Source organism: Microbacterium sp. zg.Y1084 (genome assembly GCF_024623595.1).
In the GTDB taxonomy this organism is placed as follows: domain Bacteria; phylum Actinomycetota; class Actinomycetes; order Actinomycetales; family Microbacteriaceae; genus Microbacterium; species Microbacterium wangruii.
On sequence record NZ_JANJGV010000008.1, the window covers coordinates 25,523 to 42,851 of the forward strand.

Sequence of the window (17,329 nt, forward strand, 5' to 3'; positions counted from 1 at the left end):
GCCTATCGCCGCCGGCTCTCAGCGCCCCGTCAGACCCCAGGCATCCTCGTCCTCGGCGTCGTCCTCGACGACCTCGTAGCCGGCGAACTGCGCCTCCACGGGGTCCTCTTCCGGCTCCTCGGCGACGTCCTCGCCGCGCAGACGCGCGAGCACGCCCGGAAGCTGCTCACCGGTGACGAGCACGTCACGGGCCTTCGAGCCCTCGGAGGGTCCGACGATCTCCCGTGACTCCAGCAGATCCATGAGCCGTCCGGCCTTGGCGAAGCCGACGCGCAGCTTGCGCTGCAGCATCGAGGTCGACCCGAACTGCGTGGACACGACCAGTTCTGCCGCCGCCAGCAGCAGTTCGAGGTCGTCGCCGATGTCCGCGTCGACCTCCTTCTTCTCGGTGACCGCGGCGACGTCCTTGCGGTACTCCGGACGCGCCTGCTGCGTGACGTGCTTGACGACCTTCTCGATCTCGCTCTCGCTGACCCATGCGCCCTGCACGCGCAGCGCCTTGGAGCTGCCCATCGGGCTGAAGAGGGCGTCGCCCTGGCCGATCAGGCGGTCAGCTCCGGGCTGGTCGAGGATGACGCGGGAATCCGTGACGCTGGTGACGGCGAACGCCAGCCGCGAGGGCACGTTGGCCTTGATGAGACCGGTGACGACGTCGACCGACGGGCGCTGGGTGGCCAGCACCAGGTGGATGCCGCTGGCACGCGCGAGCTGGGTGATGCGGACGATGGAGTCCTCCACATCGCGGGGCGCGACCATCATCAGGTCGGCGAGCTCATCCACGACCACCAGCAGGTACGGGTAGGGCTTGAGCACCCGCTCGCTGCCGGCGGGGAGCTGCACCTCGCCCGCCACGACGGCCTTGTTGAAGTCGTCGATGTGGCGGTACCCGAACGACGCGAGGTCGTCGTACCGCATGTCCATCTCCTTCACGACCCACTGCAGCGCTTCGGCCGCCTTCTTGGGGTTCGTGATGATGGGCGTGATCAGGTGCGGCACGCCGGCGTACGAGGTCAGTTCGACCCGTTTGGGGTCGATGAGCACCATGCGCACCTCGCTCGGCTTGGCGCGCATCAGCAGGCTGGTGATCATCGAGTTCACGAAGCTCGACTTGCCCGAGCCGGTGGACCCGGCGACGAGCAGGTGGGGCATCTTGGCGAGGTTGGCCACGACGTAGCCGCCGCCGACGTCCTTGCCCACCCCGATGGTCATGGGGTGCACCGAGTTGGTCGCCGCAGGCGAGCGCAGCACGTCGCCGAGGGTGACGATCTCACGGTCGGTGTTGGGGATCTCCACACCGATCGCGCTCTTGCCGGGGATGGGCGCGAGGATGCGCACCTCGTTGGATGCCACGGCGTAGGCGATGTTGTTGGTCAGCGCGGTGATGCGCTCGACCTTCACGCCCGACCCGAGGGCGATCTCGTACTGCGTCACTGTCGGGCCGCGGGAGAAGCCGGTGACGCGTGCGTCGACGGAGAACTGCTCGAACACGCTCGTGATGGCGCGCACCATGGCGTCGTTGGCTTCCGACCGGGCCTTGGGCGGGGTGCCGGCGGCCAGGGCCGCCGTGGAGGGCAGGCGATAGGTCGCGCCCGGCGGCATCCCGTCGCCGTCGCCGCCGAGACCCGACATGCCAGGCAGCTTGCCGTCGTCGAGCACCTCGGTGGCGTCCTCACGGATGCCGGTGTCGGTGCGGCGGCTGCTCTTGCGCACGGCTTCCGCGATGTCGGGGTGGATGACCTCGGTCATCGCGTCCGGCAGCGGCGGCGGGGGCGGCGGCGGCGCGATGGCCTGGTCGAACCCGCCGGTGTCGCCCTCGGTCGACAGCAGCGCGGTGAGATCCTGCGACCCGAGGCCCTCGTCGGGGTCCTCCTCGCGGCCGGACTTGTTGCGGCGCCACCAGGGCAGCGACTCGTCGGCGTCGCCGGCGCCTGCGGACGCCGCAGCCGGCTTGTCCTCCGGCTCGGCCCCGAACATCCAGACGTAGAGCTCCCCCAGGCGGCGGCCGATGCGGTTCGGCGGCGTCTTGGTGAGGATCAGCACGCTCAGCAGCGCGACGAGGCCGAGCACCACAGAGGCGCCGATCTCGGTGAGGAAGGTGAGCGGCTCGCCCACCATCCAGCCGAACAGCCCGCCCGCGGTGCTGAGCGCGGGAAGCCCTTCGCTCGGCTGCGGCCGCCCGCCGTGCACGTGGCAGAAGCCGGCGATGGTGAGCACGAAGAGGCCGAACCCGATGCCGATGCGCCCGTTGTCGTGCACCGATGACGGATGCCGGAACAGCCACCCCGCCAGCAGCAGCAGCAGCACCGGCAGGATGAACGCGGTCCGCCCGACGAGCCCGCCGGCGGTGTAGGCGCTGAGCGTCGCGGCGACGTCGGTGCCGATGAGGAACCACTCCACGACGGTGCCGGCGATCGCCAGGAGCACGAGCAGGAACGGGAAGCCGTCGCGGCGCTGGTCCTTCTCGAGCGTCTCGGGCCCGAACGCGCGGAACATCCCGCCGGTGGCGTGCGCCAGCCCCATCCAGGCGCGGGCGATCAGCGGTGGCTTCTCAGGCTCGTCGACGTAGCGCTTCGGCGCCGGGGCGGGCTTGCGGGCGCGCGAGGACGACCCCTTCGCGGGTGTGCCCTTCGCGGGCGCGCGGCCGCTCGTGGTCGGACTGCTGCTCCTGGCCATTCCTCAACGGTACGTCGCGACCACCGACATTGCCCGGAACGACGCGGCTCCGACCGCCTGCCCCCCAGACGCACGAACACCCACGGGCCCGCTCCTGGCGGGCCCGTGGGTGTCGTGACGGAAGGCTCAGGCCTCGATGACCAGCGGCACGATCATCGGGCGGCGACGCAGACGCTGGTTGACCCAGCGGCCGATCGTGCGACGCACCACCTGCGAGAGGGCGTGCGAGTCGCGGACGCCCGACTTCGACGCCTCCGCAAGCGCTGCGGCGATCTTCGGCTTGACGTCGTCGAACACCGAGTCGTCCTCGGCGAAGCCGCGGGCGTGGATCTCGGGTCCGGTGATCACGGCGCCGGTGGAGGCATCCACCACGACGATGACCGAGATGAACCCCTCCTCGCCGAGGATGCGACGGTCCTTGAGGTCGGCGTCGGTGATCTCGCCCACGGTGGAGCCGTCGACGTAGACGAAGCCGATGTCGAGCTGGCCGACGACGCTGGCGACGCCGTCCTTGAGGTCGACCACGGTGCCGTTCTCGCCCAGGATCGTGCGCTCGGCGGGAATACCGGTGTCCTGCGCGAGCTTGGCGTTGGCCATGAGGTGGCGGTACTCGCCGTGCACCGGCAGCACGTTCTTCGGCTTGAGGATGTTGTAGCAGTACAGCAGCTCGCCTGCGGCGGCGTGGCCGGAGACGTGCACCTTGGCGTTGCCCTTGTGGATCACGTTGGCGCCGAGCTTGGTGAGGCCGTCGATCACGCGGTAGACCGCGTTCTCGTTGCCCGGGATCAGGCTGGATGCCAGGATCACGGTGTCGCCGGGACCCGGCTCGATCGCGTGATCGAGGTTCGCCATGCGGCTGAGCACGGCCATCGGCTCGCCCTGCGACCCGGTGGACATGAAGACGATCTTGTCGTCGGGCAGGTCGTGGGCCTTCTTGTAGTCGATCAGCACGCCCTCGGGGACGGTGAGGTATCCGAGGTCGGCGGCGATCGTCATGTTGCGCAGCATGCTGCGCCCCAGCAGCGCCACGCGGCGGCCGTTGGCGTGGGCGGCGTCCAGCACCTGCTGCACGCGGTGCACGTGGCTCGAGAAGCTCGCGACGATGACGCGGCGCGGCGAACGCGCGATGACCTGGTCGAGCACGGGGCCGATCGAGCGCTCCAGCGGCGTGAAGCCGGGCACGTCGGCGTTGGTGGAGTCGACGAGGAAGAGGTCCACGCCTTCCTCGCCCAGCCGCGCGAAGGCGCGCAGGTCGGTCAGGCGGCCGTCCAGCGGCAGCTGGTCCATCTTGAAGTCGCCGGTGGCCAGCGCCACACCGGCCGGGGTCTTGATCGCGACGGCGAGCGCGTCGGGGATGGAGTGGTTCACCGCGACGAACTCGAGGTCGAAGGGACCGATCTGCTCGTGCTGGCCCTCCTTCACCGTCAGCGAGTACGGCTTGATGCGGTGCTCCTTGAGCTTCGCCTCCACGAGCGCCAGGGTCAGCCCCGAGCCGATGAGCGGGATGTCGCGCTTGAGGCGCAGCAGGTAGGGCACCGCGCCGATGTGGTCCTCGTGACCGTGCGTCAGCACGACGCCGACGATGTCGTCGAGGCGGTGCTTGATCGGCTCGAAGTCGGGCAGGATCAGGTCGACGCCGGGCTGGTGCTCTTCGGGGAACAGCACGCCGCAGTCGACGACGAGGAGCTTGCCCTCGTACTCGAAGACGGTCATGTTGCGCCCGATCTCGCCGAGTCCGCCGAGCGGAATCACGCGGAGCGTTCCGGGGGCGAGGGTGGGGGGCGTGGTGATCGCGTTGGGACTCATCGTGTCGTGCCGTGAACCTTCGGTAGTGCGCCGCCAGCTGCCGCGTTGCGGTCGGGTCGGAAATTGGAGAAATCTGCTCCGGCGACGTCGGTGACCAGCGCCAGCTCGTCTTCGATCATCGCGGCCTCCCATTCCTCCGGCCCCACCAGGGGCAGACGGACGCGGGGGCTGGAGATACGGCCGAGGCCGTGGAGGATGTACTTCGCGCTCACCGTGCCGGGCACGTGCGTCATGACTGCGCGCACGAGCGGCTCGAGCTGCTTGTGCGCGGCCGTCGCCGCGGCGAGGTCGCCGCGGTTGACGGCATCCACGATGACGCGATACGGCGCCGGGGCCACATTCGCGGTCACCCCGATGAGTCCGGACGCGCCGATCGCGAGGTGCGGCAGCACGTTCGCGTCGTCGCCGGAGAAGTACATGAGGTCGGTCTGGTTGAGCACCCGGCTGACCTCACTGAAATCACCCTTGGCGTCCTTGACCGCCAGGATGTTCGGGTGCTTGGCGAGACGGAGGATCGTCTCGTACTTGATCGGGACGCCGGTGCGGCCCGGGATGTCGTACAGGATCACCGGCAGATCGGTGGCGTCGGCCACCAGCCGGAAGTGGGTGAGGATGCCCGCCTGGGTGGGCTTGTTGTAGTACGGCGTGACGATCATGATGCCGTCGGCGCCGGCCTTCTCGCTGGCCTTGTACAGCTCGATCGCGTGGGCGGTCTCGTTGGAACCGCCGCCGGTGATGATCTTCGCCCGGCCCGAGGCGACGCTCTTGCCCACCTCGACCAGCCGGATCTTCTCCGGGTCGGTGAGGGTGCTCGTCTCCCCCGTCGTCCCCGTCACGACGATGCCGTCGGCGCCGGCGGTGATGACGTCGTCGATGTGCTTCTCGACGGCGGGCCAGTCGACCTCGCCGTCGGCGGTCATCGGTGTGATGAGCGCGACGAGGACCTGTCCGAACGGGTTGGCCTGATGCGTCATCCTCCCAGGGTATCGGTTCGCCGGGACCCGGCCGATAGTGTCGCGCCATGACGTGGCAGATGCGGGCGACCCGCGAGGTCTATGCCAACCGATGGATCCGCGTGCGGGAGGACGCCGTGACGGGCCCCGGCGGCGACGGCGTCTACGGGGTGGTGGAGATGCGGCATCCGGCCGTGTTCGTCGTCGCGCTCGACGAGATCGACCGCGTGTGCCTGGTGGAGGTGGACCGCTACACCGTCGGCACCTCCCTGGAGGTCCCCGCCGGCGGCTCGGACGGGGAGGACCCGCTCCTCGCCGCCCGGCGCGAACTGGCCGAGGAAGCCGGGATCGAGGCGTCGGAGTGGCGCAGCCTGGGCGTGATGAACGCGCTCAACGGCATCGCCGTGGCCGCCGAGCACGTCTACCTCGCCCGCGGCATCCGGGCGCTGACGGATGCCGCCGGCACGCAGGCCGAGGAGGGCATCACGGCCGTGCACTGGGTGGGGTTCGGCGAGGCGATCGACATGATCGCCGACGGCCGCATCACCGACGGCGAGACGATCGCCGCGCTGGCATACGCCGGCATCCGGCTCGGCCGATTCGCCTGATCAGCGCCCCTTCGACGCGGTCGCGACCACCAGGCGGTCGGGCAGCACGCGGGTGAGCGCGACGAGCACCTTGTAGCGCAGCGACGGCACCGAGACGGACGTGCCGCGTGCGACGTCACGAAGGGATTCGGCCACGACGTCGCGGGCGTCGAGCCACATCCACCCGGGCACCCCCTCGCGTCCCGGCTCCATGCCCATGCGCTCGTGGAAGCTGGTGTGGGTGAACCCGGGGCACACGGCGGTGACGCTCACCCCGCGCGGGCGGTAGGCGACGTTCGCCCAGCGGCTGAAGCTGATGAGCCACCCCTTGACGGCGCCGTAGGTCGAGCGCGGGGTGAACGCCGCGACGGAGGCCACGTTGACGATGCGCCCGCGGCCCCGCGCGAGCATGCCGGGAAGCGCCGCGCGCATGAGCGCCATCGGCACAGCGACGTGCAGGTCGAGGTGGCGCTGCTCGTCGGCGATGTCGTTCTGCTCGAACGCCAGCGGCAGACCGAAGCCGGCGTTGTTGACGAGCATGTCGACGGGGCGGTCGTCATCACTCAGCCGTGCGACAACGCGGGCGAGCCCATCCGCATCGACCAGGTCGGCGGGCAGCGCTTCACACTGCACGCCGTGCACGCCGGTGAGGTCGTCGGCGAGGGCGGCGAGCGCGTCGGCATCCCTCGCCACGAGCACGAGGTCCATGCCGCGCTCCGCCAGCTGCCGGGCATACTCGGCGCCGAGCCCGGAGCTCGCGCCGGTGATGAGTGCCGTCTTCGCCATGGGGCGAGCCTACGACGCAGCCCCCAGGGTGAGGAAACGGTAGCGGATGCCGGTGCGGGACGTGTGCCACCCCTCCCCCGGGTCCGCGGCGGCGACGGGCCACGACGAGCGGTCGGGGGCGAAGGTGTCGCCCTGCACCTCGAGGTCGAGCTCGGTGACCTCGAGCAGGTCGGCGCGGTCGATCGCCTCGCGGAAGAGTCCCGACCCGCCGATCACCCAGACCCGGGCGGGGGCGTCGGCATCGGCGAGCCACAGTGCGGCATCCAGCGAACCGGCGCGCTCCGCGCCGTCATCCGCCCACGCCGTGTCGCGCGTGACGACGATGTTGCGGCGCCCCGGCAGCGGCCGGAACCTCGGCGGGAACGACTCCCAGGTGCGCCGGCCCATGATCACGGGCGCCCCGGCGGTGACGGCCTTGAAGTGGGCGAGGTCCTCCGGCACGTGCCACGGCATGCCGCCGTCGGCGCCGATGACCCCGCCCCGGGCCTCGGCCCAGACCAGGCCGATCGGCGCGGTCACACGGCCACCGCGGCGCGGATGGCCGGGTGGTGGCGGTAGTCCTCGACGACGAAGTCCTCGTACGTGTAGTCGAAGATCGACCCCGGCGTGCGGGCGAAGCGCAGGGTCGGGTACGGGTAGGGGTCGCGGCTGAGCTGCTCGCGCACCTGCTCGAGGTGGTTGTCGTAGATGTGGCAGTCGCCGCCGGTCCAGATGAACTCGCCGGGCTCGAGACCGGTCTGCTGCGCGACCATCAGGGTCAGCAGCGCGTAGGAGGCGATGTTGAAGGGCACGCCGAGGAACAGGTCGGCGCTGCGCTGGTACAGCTGGCAGGAGAGCTTGCCGTCGGCCACGTAGAACTGGAACAGCGCGTGACACGGCGGCAGGGCCATCGAGTCCACCTCTGCGGGGTTCCACGCCGTGACGATGTGCCTGCGGGAGTCGGGGTTGGTCCGCAGCTGTGCGACGACCTTGGCGATCTGGTCGATCGACCCCCCGTCGGGGGTCGGCCATGAGCGCCACTGCACGCCGTAGACGGGGCCGAGCTCGCCGTCGGCATCCGCCCACTCGTCCCAGATGGTGACGCCGTGCTCCTGCAGCCATGACACGTTCGACTCGCCCCGCAGGAACCACAGCAGCTCGTACGCGATGGACTTGAAGTGCACGCGCTTGGTGGTGATGAGGGGGAAGCCCTCGGCGAGGTCGAAGCGGATCTGCCGGCCGAACACGCTCGTGGTGCCGGTGCCGGTGCGGTCGTCCTTGTGCGTGCCGTGCTCGAGCACGTCGCGCAGGAGGTCCTCGTAGGGGGTGGGGATCGCCGTGGTCACGGCTGCCACGATACCCGCGGCCGGATCGGGCGCGGCGCGCGGCGCAGGCGCGTTGGGGGTCCGGGGCGGTTCGGGAACCGATACGCGCCCCGAACCGCGCCGGCACCGCGTTCGGGAACCGATACGCGCCCCGAACCGCGCCGGCACCGGGTTCGGGAACCGATACGCGCCCCGAACCGCGCCGGCGGAGCCGGGACGGTGCGCCGTCCGTGCGGCGTCGGCGCGCCCACCCCCGGGATGCCGATAGCCTGGCAAGCGGTGAACCCCGTCGATGCACTGATCATCCTCACCGCGCTGCTCGCGGTGACGATCGGCGCGGGCGCGATCGTCCGCTGGCGCCAGGGTCGCCCCGTGCGTCATGCACCCGATGAAATCGTCGACCCGGAGAGACTGGGGGCCCCGGGCCTCGGTCACACCGCGACCCTGCTGCAGTTCAGCACCGAGCTGTGCGCCCGGTGCCCGGGCGTGCACCGCACCCTTTCTGCGTTGGCCGCCGAGCGTGAGGGTGTCATGCACCTGGACGTGGACCTCACCCATCGGCCGGACATCGCCAAGCACTTCCATGTGCTGCAGACGCCGACGACCCTCATCCTCGACCAGGACGGCGCCATCCAGACGCGCGTGGGCGGTATCCCCAGCCGCCACGTGATCGAGCTCGAACTGAGCCGCCTCGGCTCGGAGGCGCACGGTGGCTGAGCGGGCGGACGCCGCGTCCGGAGGCATCGACCCGCGCGGCCCGCGGTTCGGGGCCGCCCTCACCTCGGTGCTGCTCGGCGCCGCCGTCGTGCTGGGCCTGGTCGGCCTCTCGACCGCGCAGGCCTCGTTCGGGTGGTTCGCCTACCAGCCGCTGGCGGACACCGTCCTGGCACCCGAGGGCTGGGCGGTCACGCAGGCCACGGTCGCGGAGCGGGCGCTGGACCCCGGCTTCCTTCTGCTGCTCGTCGCGGTCCTGCTGTTCCTGTGGGGCGTCCTGTCGCCGCGCACCGCACCGTGGGCGGCGCTGTTCCGCACCATGGTGCAGCCGCGACTGACCCCTGCGCTCGACCTCGAGGATCCCCGCCCGCCGCGGTTCGCGCAGGGCGTCGGCCTCGCCGTGACCTCCGTCGGCGTGACGCTGCACCTTCTCGGTGTGCCGTGGGCGGTGCCGGTCGCCGCAGCCACCGCACTGATCGCGTCGCTGCTGAACGCCGTGTTCGGGCTGTGTCTGGGATGCCAGATGTACCTGCTGCTCCAGCGCGTCGGCATCGTCGGCCGCGCCCGCCCGGCATCCGATTCCTGAGGCGCGGTCCAGCCGTTCCGCCGCGGCATCCGCGCCGTTAGGCTCGGCACCGGGACGCGCCCGGCGTCCCGCCGAACCCGGGAGGAACGCATGAGCGTCACGAGCGAAGCCAGCACCACGTGGAAGGGCACCCTGTTCGAGGGCACGGGCGAGGTGAGCCTGTCCAGCTCCCATCAGGGACCGTTCGACGTGAACTGGAAGGCCCGCAGCGAGGGCTCCGCCTCGGTCACGACCCCCGAGGAGCTCATCGCCGCGGCGCACTCCTCGTGCTTCTCGATGGCCCTGTCCAACGCCCTCGCCGAGAACGGGACGCCACCCGAGCGCATCGACACCACCGCGTCGGTGACCTTCGTCCCCGGCAAGGGCATCAGCGGCAGCCACCTCAATGTCAACGCCACCGTTCCCGGACTGTCGGCCGAAGACTTCGCCCGCCTGGCCGACGAGGCCAAGAAGGGCTGCCCCGTCTCGGCGGCGCTCGCCGGCATCGAGATCACCCTCGAGGCGACCCTCGCCTGACATGACAGACCAGCAGGCGCCGCGGCGCGTCGTCGTGGCGGGGGCGTCGGGACTCATCGGCCGCGCCCTGGCCCGCTCGCTGCGCGACGACGGGGTGAGCGTCACCCGGCTCGTCCGCCGTCGGCCTGAAGCCCCCGACGAGGTGGCGTGGCTCACCGATGGCGCGCCACTGGATCCGCAGGTGCTGGCCGGAGCCGACGCCGTCGTCGGTCTCAACGGCGCGAGTATCGGCCGGTTCCCGTGGACCGCGGCGTACCGCAACGAGCTGCTGTGGTCTCGTATCCTCCCCACGCAGGCGCTGGCACGCGCGGTGCGGGAACTCGGTGATGAGGCTCCCGCGTTCCTCTCGGCGTCCGGAGTCGGCTACTACGGCTCGGCGCCCGGGGAACGGCTCACCGAGCAGGGCCGACGCGGCGAGACGTTCCTCGCCGACCTCTGCGGCGAATGGGAGGCGGCGGCCTTCGCCGCGAGCGGCCGCGCCCGGGTGGCGACGCTGCGCACCGCGCCGGTGGTGCACCGCGACGGAGTGCTCAAGCCGCTCATGCTGCTCACCCGCGCCGGGGTGTCGGGGCCGATCGGCCGGGGCACGCAGGCCTGGCCGTGGATCTCGCTCGACGACGAGGTGCGGGCGATCCGCCACGTCATCGACGCCGACGTGGAGGGCCCGGTGAACCTGACCGGTCCCACGCGGGCCACCGCCAACGACCTGGGATTCTCACTGGCGGTGCAGCTGAACCGTCCGTTCCTCGTGCGCGCACCGGTGTGGGCGCTGCGTGCCGCGCTCGGCCGCGACGCGACGGAGGGCCTGCTCACCGCCGACGCTCACGTCGTGCCGCAGGCGCTGGAGGCCACGGGCTTCGATTTCCATCACCGCTCTGTCGACGACGCCGTCACCGCCGCGCTGCGCGACGAGTAGCTGCACGCGGGCTCGGCGGCCGTGCTCGGCGGCGGCAGTCGGCGGGGCTCAGCGACCCTCGGCGCGCTCCAGAGCGATCGCCCGACGCACCGCGGCGCGGGCACGGCGGCGGTCGCCCGCGGCGTCGTACGCCAGTCCCAGCCGGTACCAGGCGCGCCAGTCATCGGGCGCAGCCTCGACCGCGGAGCGGTAAGCGGGGAAGAGGGCGTCGGCCTCCTCGCGCAGCGGGCGGCCGCTGGGACGCACGGCGACGCTCTCGGTGGGAAGGGCGCCCTCCGCCTCGAGCCGGCGCCCCACCTGCTGAGCGCGCCATCCGAACCACAGCTCGCGGCCGAGGCCCCAGGCGGCGAGCACCGGCAGCACGAACAGCGCGACCCCCATGGCCACGCCGATGGGTTCGCCGCTGACGAGCAGCAGCCACCCACGCTGGGCGACCAGCACGATGTACAGGGCGAGCATCACCGCCATGACGGCGACGCCGATGCGCGCGCTCATGCGCCGGTCGTCCGGGCGACCTGTCCGGGGACTCCGCCTTCATCCACGCCCGCGTCGGCCGCGGGAGCGCCGGGCAGGCGGATGCCGATGTCGATGAGGCTGTCGAGCCCCACCACCACACCGCGGGCGTCTCGTGCGGCGGCGAGGGCGAGCCCGATGCCGGGGGCGTAGGCGCGGGCAGGGTCGACGGTGTCGTGGACGATCGTCAGCGACTCGCCCGGCCCGGAGAGGACCGTCTCCTGCCGGGCGACGACACCCGGCCGGCGCAGCGAGTGGATCGGCACGCTCGCCACCTGCTGGCCGCGTGCCCGCTGGTCGACGTACGGCGACTCGACCGGACCGACCTCGGCGCGGGCCGCGGCGATCAGCTCCGCGGTGCGCACGGCGGTGCCACTGGGGGAATCGACCTTCGACTCCCGGTGCGCCTCGACGATCTCGATCGACGGGAAGAAGGGCGCGGCTGCCGCGGCGAGCGCAGAGCCGAGCACGGAGCCGATCGAGAAGTTCGGGATGAACACGGCACCGGTGCCCGCCTGCTGCACGAGCGGCCGCACCAGCGCGATGCGCTCGGCCGACCAGCCGGACGTGCCGACCAGCAGCTGCTGTCCGCGCTCCACCGCGCGGCGCACCACGTCGACCGAGACGGCGGGGGTGGACGTGTCCACGACGAGGTCTGCGGCATCCATTTCGCTGAGGTCGCTGGAGGAGGACAGCGACGCCACCAGTTCGAAGCCGTCGGTCGAGGCGATGACCGCCTGCACGATGCCGCCGAGCTTGCCGGTCGCGCCCACGAGGGCCACGCGTGTCGTCATGCCACCAGCCTACGGCGCTACGCTCGAAGGCATGGTGAGCCTGCGCCCGATGCCCGTCGACGACCCCATCGCGCACGAGCTGCTCGCTGAGTACTTCGCCATGCGGGCGGAGACGTTCCCGGGGCAGGCGTACCGCACGGTGTTCCCCGACCCCGCCGCGTTCACGCCGCCCGCCGGGGTGTTCCTGGTGGTGCGGGACGACGAGGACCGCGCGGTGGGCTGCGGCGGCATCCGTCGCATCGCCGACGGACCGCACGGGGTGCGCTACGAGGTCAAGCACCTGTATCTGCGCCCCGAGACGCGCGGCAAGGGGTGGGGCCGCGTGCTGCTGGCCGGGCTCGAGGATGCCGCGCGGGAGTGGGATGCCGCGGAGCTCGTGCTCGACACCCACCACACCCTCGAGGCGGCGGGCGGGCTGTACGCGGCATCCGGGTTCGCGTCGATCGAGCCCTACAACGACAACGCCAACGCGACCCGCTGGTACGGCAAGGCGCTGTAGGGCCTCACCGTCGCGGGCGCGGTCAGCGGCCGCCGCGCAGCGCGGTCACCGGCTCGATCCGCGCGGCACGCCGCGCGGGGAACCAGCCGGCGCCCAGTCCGACGACGGCGCCGAGCAGGGCTCCGGCGATCGCCACCCACGGATCCACGATCGGCGTCCACTGCTGCGCGACGGCGAACCCGACGACCGACACGACGGCCAAGGCGGACCCCAGCAGCCCGCCGAGCAGTCCGATGATCACCGACTCCACGACGAACTGCGAGGCGATCTGACGTCCCGTGGCGCCCAGCGCCCGGCGCAGACCGATCTCGGGCACCCGCTCGATGACGTTGAGCATCGTCACGTTCGCGATGCCCAGCGCACCCGCCAGCAGCACGATGCCGCCGAGGATCAGGAACACGACGTTGACGTCGGCGCTCACGCTCTCGCTCAGGCCGGACCGCGCCGTGGGGGCGGAGACCTCGAGGGTCTCGGGCGCTCCGGGCGCGAGGGCGACGGCGGACTGCTGCCCCACCTGCGGACCGGTGCCGGTCTGGATGCGGATCTGCAGCTGACCGGGAGCACCCAGGGCACGCTCGGTGCGGGCGGTCTGCAACGGCATGACCACCGCGTCCAGCAGCTCCCCCCGCGCCTGCAGCTCGTCGAAGACCCCGATGACGGCGAACGGCACACCCCCGATGAACACCGAGGGCTGACGGTCGACGCGGTTCACCCCGAGTCGTTCCGCCGCCCGCGCCCCCAGCACGACGACGCGGTCGCCGCGGGTGTCGTGACCGGCGTCGAACATGCGGCCGGTGACCACGCGACCGTCGAGCACGTCCAGCAGCCCGGGACTGGCGGCGATGAGCCGGGGCGCGGCGGTGGACGCCGCCGACGGGTCGTTCACCGGCACCGCCGTGACGGTGTCGCTTCCGAGGTCGACCTCGGCGATGAGGGTCGCCGCTTCGACGCCGACCAGCCGGGAGACGCGGTCGGCCGCGTCCCAGGGCAGGCGCGCCGTGGCGGCGCTGCCTCCCGAGGCCGTCGGAGCCTTCCCCGGCGCGACGACCACCTGGGTGGCCTTGACGGCGTCGAACTGCCGCGCGATCTGGTGGGCCGCAGTCTGCGCGAAGCCGATCGTGGCCACGAGGGCTCCGATGCCCAGCACCGTGCCCACGAGGGTCATGGCCAGGCGCCCCGGCCGCGAGCCGATGTCTGCCGTCGCCTCGACGACGAGGTCTTGGAAGGTGAACCGGTCGGCGTGACGCACGCGCGGCACGAGCTGCACCGGCGACGTCTCCTCGACCGGCTGCGCCTCGCCGACGGCGGCGATCGCGGCGGGGCGGCGTCGACGCCGCAGCAGGCGCATCACGTCTCCTCGCTCAGGCGGCCGTCCGCGATGCGGACGCGCCGGTCGGCGCGGGCGGCGACCGCCGCGTCATGGGTGATGACGATGAGGGTCAGCCCGTCGGCGCGCAGGTCGTCGAACAGCTCCATCACCTCGTCGGAGGTGGCCGCGTCCAGGTTGCCGGTGGGCTCGTCGGCCAGCAGCACGCTGGGAGTGCTCACCACCGCGCGGGCGACGGCCACGCGCTGACGCTCGCCTCCGGACAGGGTGGTGGGCAGGAAATCGGTGCGGTGTCCCAGTCCCACCCGGTCGAGGGTGGCGCGGGCGCGCCGCTCCCGTTCGCCGCGCGGCACCCCGCTGTAGAGCATGGGCATGAGCACGTTGTCGAGCACGGTGCGCCGCGGCATCAGGTGGAACGACTGGAAGACGAAGCCGATGCGGCGCGCACGCACCGCAGCGCGCTCGTTCTCACCGAGCGTGCCGGTGACGACGCCGTCGATGCGGTACTCGCCCACGCTCGGCCGGTCCAGCAGCCCGAGCAGGTTCAGCATCGTCGATTTGCCCGACCCGCTGGGGCCGACGATCGACACGTAGTCCCCCCGCTGCACCCGCAGGTTCACGCCCTTCAGCGCCTGCACCTCCGGCGGGCCGGGGAACGACCTCGTCACATCGCGCAGCTCCAGGAGCGGCGCGGTCACCGCCCGACCACCACGAGGTCGCCCTCGTCCAGCCCGCCGTCGACGGCGACGACCTCGACGTGCCCACCTGCGGCGAGCCCGGTTTCGACCACGACCAGACGGGTCTTGGCCGCCTCGCCTTCCCTGGGGTCGCCGTCGACGACCTCCAGTCGCGCCTCCCCGCCGGGACCGGCGGTGAGGGCGGCCACGGGCACGAAGAGCACCTCGCCCGCGGTGGCGCCCACGGGCACCGACACGCGCACGTTGCTTCCCTGCAGCTGCATGGCCTGCTCGGACGTCAGTTCGTCCGGCTCCATCAGGATCGTCCACCGGTCGCCCTGGGACTTGCCGGGCGTCACCGCCGAGATCACCGCACGGTGGGGGGTGCCGTCCGCCAGTTCGAACGAGGCCTCGCCGCCGACCTCCAGCAGCACGGCATCGGTGGCGGCGGCGCTGCCGCTGACCGTGATCGTCGCACCCGACACGACCATCGCCGCGCCCTGCAGCACCTGACCGCGGCGGACGTTGACGCCGTCGACACGTCGGGGAAGGTCGCCGAGGAACAGCACCTCGCTCGAGGACAGCGACGGCAGCGCCTGCTGCTCCGCGCGGGTCATCGCGGTGCGCGCTTCACCCAGCTGCCGTTCCGCGGCCTCCACCGCGGCGCGGTGGCCGCTCGTGTCGGGCGCGGCATCCAGCTGCCGGCGCTCCAGCGCGCGCAACTCCACCGCGTCGCGCAGGTCAGAGACGTCCGCTTCCCACGCCGGCACTTCGGCCGGGTCGGCGGGGCGCTGACCCTGCCGCACGTCCAGCGCGCGCTGGGCGCTGGCGACGGCGTTGTCCGCGGCGCGGATGTCCACCGGCGACGCTCCGCCGCCGGCCTGGCCGAGCTCGGATCGCGCTGCGGCGAGCGCCTGCTCGGCCGCCCGCACGCCGTCGCGCGCGGCGGCGACGGCGTCGGCAGCGCCTTCCGCTGCGGCCGGTGCGGGGTACCCGACCTGTGCGTACAGAGCCGTCACCGCGGCAGCGGCCGTCTCGTCGAAGAGGTCGGAAGCCGGGTCGCCGGCATCGATCCCGACCGCGCTCATGGCCTGTTTGAACTGCACGACGTCGGGCCCGGTGAGGCCGTAGGTGAGCGTGCGGTAAGCGGGAAGCTCGCCGGGAAGCACGATCACCGGGCGTCCGGCGACCTCGAGCGCCACCGAGAGCGCATCGAGGGTCGCCCCGTCCTCGGGCACACTGCCGGTGACCACCGCCGGCCCGCCGAGGGCGGCCGTGTCGATCGTCACCTCGACGGAATCCGCGTAGCCGACGTCGCCGCGCAGGGTGACGTCGTTGCTCAGGATGCCGCGCTCCACCGCCACGGTGATCAGTCCCGGGGCGGGCGGGTCGGTGAAGGAGGCCGCATCAGCCGGCGACAGCACGAATCTCCCGACGAGCAGTCCGCCCACCAGGCTCACCACGGCGGCTGCGGCCAGGATCCACAGCGCACGATTGCCGTGGAGCACCCGTCGCCACCCCTGGGCACCGCTCGGCGTTTCGACGACGTCCGCCGCCTCGGTGGGCGACTCCTCCCGCAGGACCTCCTCGAACGCCGCCGCGTCCTTCTCTGTCACCGGTTCGCCTGCTCAGCGGCGGCCTTGAAGGCGTCGAGCTCGGCCTTGTGGTCTTCGATGAACTGCTCTTCGAGCACGGCGGTGACGCGCCGGCTCTCGGCCCGGTAGTCGGTCTTCTCCCGGCAATCCAGGTCGACCAGCGCGAGCTCGATCTCCCGCTCCCCCAGCTCGTCGAGAACGGGGTCGTTCTCCACGTACTCCGTCACCGACTCCCAATGCGCGTTCAGCTCGTCGCTGATCGAGTTGGAGGCGTCGGACTGCGCCGTGAACCCGGGGTAGCCGTTCTCATCCATGCAGGCCGCCCACTCCGCGTCCAGCTCCGCCAGCTCCGGGGCCTGCGAGATGCTCATGTAGAACTCGTTCATGGCGTCCATCAGCGGCTGGTGCTCGTCGGCGGTGAACGGGTTGTCACCCTCCATCTCGTGCTGGGCCCAGCCGTGACATCCGCTCTGTGTCCAGTCCCACTCGTAGGCGCCGTCGTCGCCCATCTCCTCCTCCGTGGGGGTGGGGCCGTAGAGCGCCTCGTAGTAGGCGTTCATCTCGGACTCCGACAGGCTCGCGACGTAGTCCTGGTTGGGGTCGACCCACTCCTCGCCCGGCTCGACAGGCTCGTCCTGACCGGGATAGTTGATCATCCCGTAGCCGTACTGCGCGACCCACTCCCGGGAATCGGGCTCGTAGCCGCCGGCGTCGTACGAGACGCCCCCGCTGTACGTGGCGGGGATGTACTCGAATCCCTCCTCGGTCATGCACGTCGCGACGAGTTCCTCGCGCTCCGCGTTCTCCTTCTCGAGCCGCGCGGTCTGCTCCTCTTCGCTGAGGTCGCCGCCCCACGCGGCAGCGAGGTACGCCTCCAGCGGGGACTGCTCCTCGGCGGACGCGGCGTCGGAGTCGGCGGGCGTGCAGCCGGTCAACGCGATCAGCAGCGCGGCGGCGCCGGCGACGGCACCCGCAGTGTGGCGGTTCATGTTCCTCCAGAGTCGCTCGCGGCCTCGGCCGCTTCCATAACGGTGAGGCTAGGCGAGCGCTGAAGACCGCGGCATCCTTCTCGAGGATGATGTG

18 protein-coding genes are annotated in these 17,329 nt (G+C 71.8%); 6 read left to right on the plus strand and 12 right to left on the minus strand.

Annotated features, from left to right (window positions below):
- Positions 1 to 18: 18 nt before the first annotated feature.
- The 3 genes from NQ165_RS10210 to dapA all read right to left on the minus strand — a co-directional run bounded on the left by NQ165_RS10210 (position 19) and on the right by dapA (position 5,453).
- Positions 19 to 2,673: a DNA translocase FtsK gene (locus NQ165_RS10210; RefSeq protein WP_257533219.1), complete on the minus strand. Its 2,655-nt coding sequence runs from the start codon at positions 2,671 to 2,673 to the stop codon at positions 19 to 21.
- Positions 2,674 to 2,799: 126 nt separating this feature from the next.
- Positions 2,800 to 4,479, minus strand: coding sequence for a ribonuclease J (locus NQ165_RS10215; RefSeq protein ID WP_257533221.1), 1,680 nt, complete (start codon positions 4,477 to 4,479; stop codon positions 2,800 to 2,802).
- A complete protein-coding gene (gene dapA / locus NQ165_RS10220) occupies positions 4,476 to 5,453 on the minus strand; it encodes a 4-hydroxy-tetrahydrodipicolinate synthase (protein WP_257533222.1) in 978 nt (325 codons plus the stop codon). The genes NQ165_RS10215 and dapA overlap by 4 nt, the downstream gene beginning before the upstream one ends.
- A gap of 47 nt (positions 5,454 to 5,500) precedes the next feature.
- Here dapA and NQ165_RS10225 point away from each other — a divergent pair, with 47 nt between their 5' ends.
- On the plus strand, positions 5,501 to 6,040 hold the full coding sequence (locus NQ165_RS10225) for an NUDIX domain-containing protein (protein WP_257533225.1): 540 nt from the start codon (positions 5,501 to 5,503) through the stop codon (positions 6,038 to 6,040).
- Here the strand turns inward: NQ165_RS10225 and NQ165_RS10230 are convergent, their stop codons facing one another.
- The 3 genes from NQ165_RS10230 to NQ165_RS10240 are packed head-to-tail and all read right to left on the minus strand — an operon-like array spanning position 6,041 to position 8,130.
- Entirely contained in the window at positions 6,041 to 6,805 is a 765-nt protein-coding gene (locus NQ165_RS10230; protein ID WP_257533227.1) for an SDR family oxidoreductase, read from the minus strand.
- Positions 6,806 to 6,814: 9 nt separating this feature from the next.
- Entirely contained in the window at positions 6,815 to 7,324 is a 510-nt protein-coding gene (locus NQ165_RS10235) for a dihydrofolate reductase (protein ID WP_257533229.1), read from the minus strand.
- A complete protein-coding gene (locus NQ165_RS10240) occupies positions 7,321 to 8,130 on the minus strand; it encodes a thymidylate synthase (protein WP_257533231.1) in 810 nt (269 codons plus the stop codon). The genes NQ165_RS10235 and NQ165_RS10240 overlap by 4 nt, the downstream gene beginning before the upstream one ends.
- A gap of 258 nt (positions 8,131 to 8,388) precedes the next feature.
- Here NQ165_RS10240 and NQ165_RS10245 point away from each other — a divergent pair, with 258 nt between their 5' ends.
- The 4 genes from NQ165_RS10245 (at position 8,389) to NQ165_RS10260 (ending at position 10,841) form a co-directional block, all read left to right on the plus strand.
- Positions 8,389 to 8,826, plus strand: a complete 438-nt coding sequence (locus NQ165_RS10245) for a thioredoxin family protein (protein WP_257533233.1) — start codon at positions 8,389 to 8,391, stop codon at positions 8,824 to 8,826.
- On the plus strand, positions 8,819 to 9,409 hold the full coding sequence (locus tag NQ165_RS10250) for a DUF4395 domain-containing protein (protein WP_257533235.1): 591 nt from the start codon (positions 8,819 to 8,821) through the stop codon (positions 9,407 to 9,409). Before NQ165_RS10245 ends, NQ165_RS10250 begins: the two co-directional genes overlap by 8 nt.
- A gap of 90 nt (positions 9,410 to 9,499) precedes the next feature.
- Positions 9,500 to 9,925: an OsmC family peroxiredoxin gene (locus NQ165_RS10255; RefSeq protein ID WP_257533237.1), complete on the plus strand. Its 426-nt coding sequence runs from the start codon at positions 9,500 to 9,502 to the stop codon at positions 9,923 to 9,925.
- A 1-nt stretch (position 9,926) separates the two neighbouring features.
- Entirely contained in the window at positions 9,927 to 10,841 is a 915-nt protein-coding gene (locus tag NQ165_RS10260) for a TIGR01777 family oxidoreductase (protein WP_257533238.1), read from the plus strand.
- 48 nt (positions 10,842 to 10,889) lie between these two features.
- Here NQ165_RS10260 and NQ165_RS10265 read toward each other — a convergent pair whose 3' ends face one another.
- On the minus strand, positions 10,890 to 11,336 hold the full coding sequence (locus tag NQ165_RS10265; protein ID WP_257533240.1) for a hypothetical protein: 447 nt from the start codon (positions 11,334 to 11,336) through the stop codon (positions 10,890 to 10,892).
- Positions 11,333 to 12,148, minus strand: coding sequence for a 4-hydroxy-tetrahydrodipicolinate reductase (gene dapB, locus NQ165_RS10270; protein ID WP_257533242.1), 816 nt, complete (start codon positions 12,146 to 12,148; stop codon positions 11,333 to 11,335). Before dapB ends, NQ165_RS10265 begins: the two co-directional genes overlap by 4 nt.
- Before the next feature lie 31 nt (positions 12,149 to 12,179).
- Here dapB and NQ165_RS10275 point away from each other — a divergent pair, with 31 nt between their 5' ends.
- Entirely contained in the window at positions 12,180 to 12,647 is a 468-nt protein-coding gene (locus NQ165_RS10275) for a GNAT family N-acetyltransferase (protein ID WP_257533244.1), read from the plus strand.
- Between the two features lie 22 nt (positions 12,648 to 12,669).
- Here NQ165_RS10275 and NQ165_RS10280 read toward each other — a convergent pair whose 3' ends face one another.
- From NQ165_RS10280 to NQ165_RS10295, 4 genes are read right to left on the minus strand one after another with little or no spacing between them, the layout of a single operon-like run.
- Positions 12,670 to 13,995 carry an ABC transporter permease gene (locus NQ165_RS10280; protein ID WP_257533246.1) on the minus strand — a complete coding sequence of 442 codons (1,326 nt, stop codon included), beginning with the start codon at positions 13,993 to 13,995 and terminating at the stop codon, positions 12,670 to 12,672.
- Positions 13,995 to 14,672, minus strand: coding sequence for an ABC transporter ATP-binding protein (locus NQ165_RS10285; protein WP_257533248.1), 678 nt, complete (start codon positions 14,670 to 14,672; stop codon positions 13,995 to 13,997). Before NQ165_RS10285 ends, NQ165_RS10280 begins: the two co-directional genes overlap by 1 nt.
- Entirely contained in the window at positions 14,669 to 16,267 is a 1,599-nt protein-coding gene (locus NQ165_RS10290) for a hypothetical protein (protein ID WP_257533250.1), read from the minus strand. Before NQ165_RS10290 ends, NQ165_RS10285 begins: the two co-directional genes overlap by 4 nt.
- Positions 16,264 to 17,235 (minus strand): hypothetical protein, encoded by a 972-nt coding sequence (locus NQ165_RS10295; RefSeq protein ID WP_257533252.1) that lies wholly within the window; start codon positions 17,233 to 17,235, stop codon positions 16,264 to 16,266. Before NQ165_RS10295 ends, NQ165_RS10290 begins: the two co-directional genes overlap by 4 nt.
- Between the last annotated feature and the right edge of the window lie 94 nt (positions 17,236 to 17,329).

Excerpts from the sequence above, each read along its gene's own strand:
- NQ165_RS10210 (WP_257533219.1), bottom strand. The coding sequence starts at position 2,673 with ATGGCCAGGAGCAGCAGTCCGACCACGAGCGGCCGCGCGCCCGCGAAG.
- NQ165_RS10215 (WP_257533221.1), bottom strand. The coding sequence starts at position 4,479 with ATGAGTCCCAACGCGATCACCACGCCCCCCACCCTCGCCCCCGGAACG.
- dapA (WP_257533222.1), bottom strand. The coding sequence starts at position 5,453 with ATGACGCATCAGGCCAACCCGTTCGGACAGGTCCTCGTCGCGCTCATC.
- NQ165_RS10225 (WP_257533225.1), top strand. The coding sequence starts at position 5,501 with ATGACGTGGCAGATGCGGGCGACCCGCGAGGTCTATGCCAACCGATGG.
- NQ165_RS10230 (WP_257533227.1), bottom strand. The coding sequence starts at position 6,805 with ATGGCGAAGACGGCACTCATCACCGGCGCGAGCTCCGGGCTCGGCGCC.
- NQ165_RS10255 (WP_257533237.1), top strand. The coding sequence starts at position 9,500 with ATGAGCGTCACGAGCGAAGCCAGCACCACGTGGAAGGGCACCCTGTTC.
- NQ165_RS10260 (WP_257533238.1), top strand. The coding sequence starts at position 9,927 with ATGACAGACCAGCAGGCGCCGCGGCGCGTCGTCGTGGCGGGGGCGTCG.
- NQ165_RS10265 (WP_257533240.1), bottom strand. The coding sequence starts at position 11,336 with ATGAGCGCGCGCATCGGCGTCGCCGTCATGGCGGTGATGCTCGCCCTG.
- dapB (WP_257533242.1), bottom strand. The coding sequence starts at position 12,148 with ATGACGACACGCGTGGCCCTCGTGGGCGCGACCGGCAAGCTCGGCGGC.
- NQ165_RS10275 (WP_257533244.1), top strand. The coding sequence starts at position 12,180 with ATGGTGAGCCTGCGCCCGATGCCCGTCGACGACCCCATCGCGCACGAG.
- NQ165_RS10280 (WP_257533246.1), bottom strand. The coding sequence starts at position 13,995 with ATGCGCCTGCTGCGGCGTCGACGCCGCCCCGCCGCGATCGCCGCCGTC.
- NQ165_RS10295 (WP_257533252.1), bottom strand. The coding sequence starts at position 17,235 with ATGAACCGCCACACTGCGGGTGCCGTCGCCGGCGCCGCCGCGCTGCTG.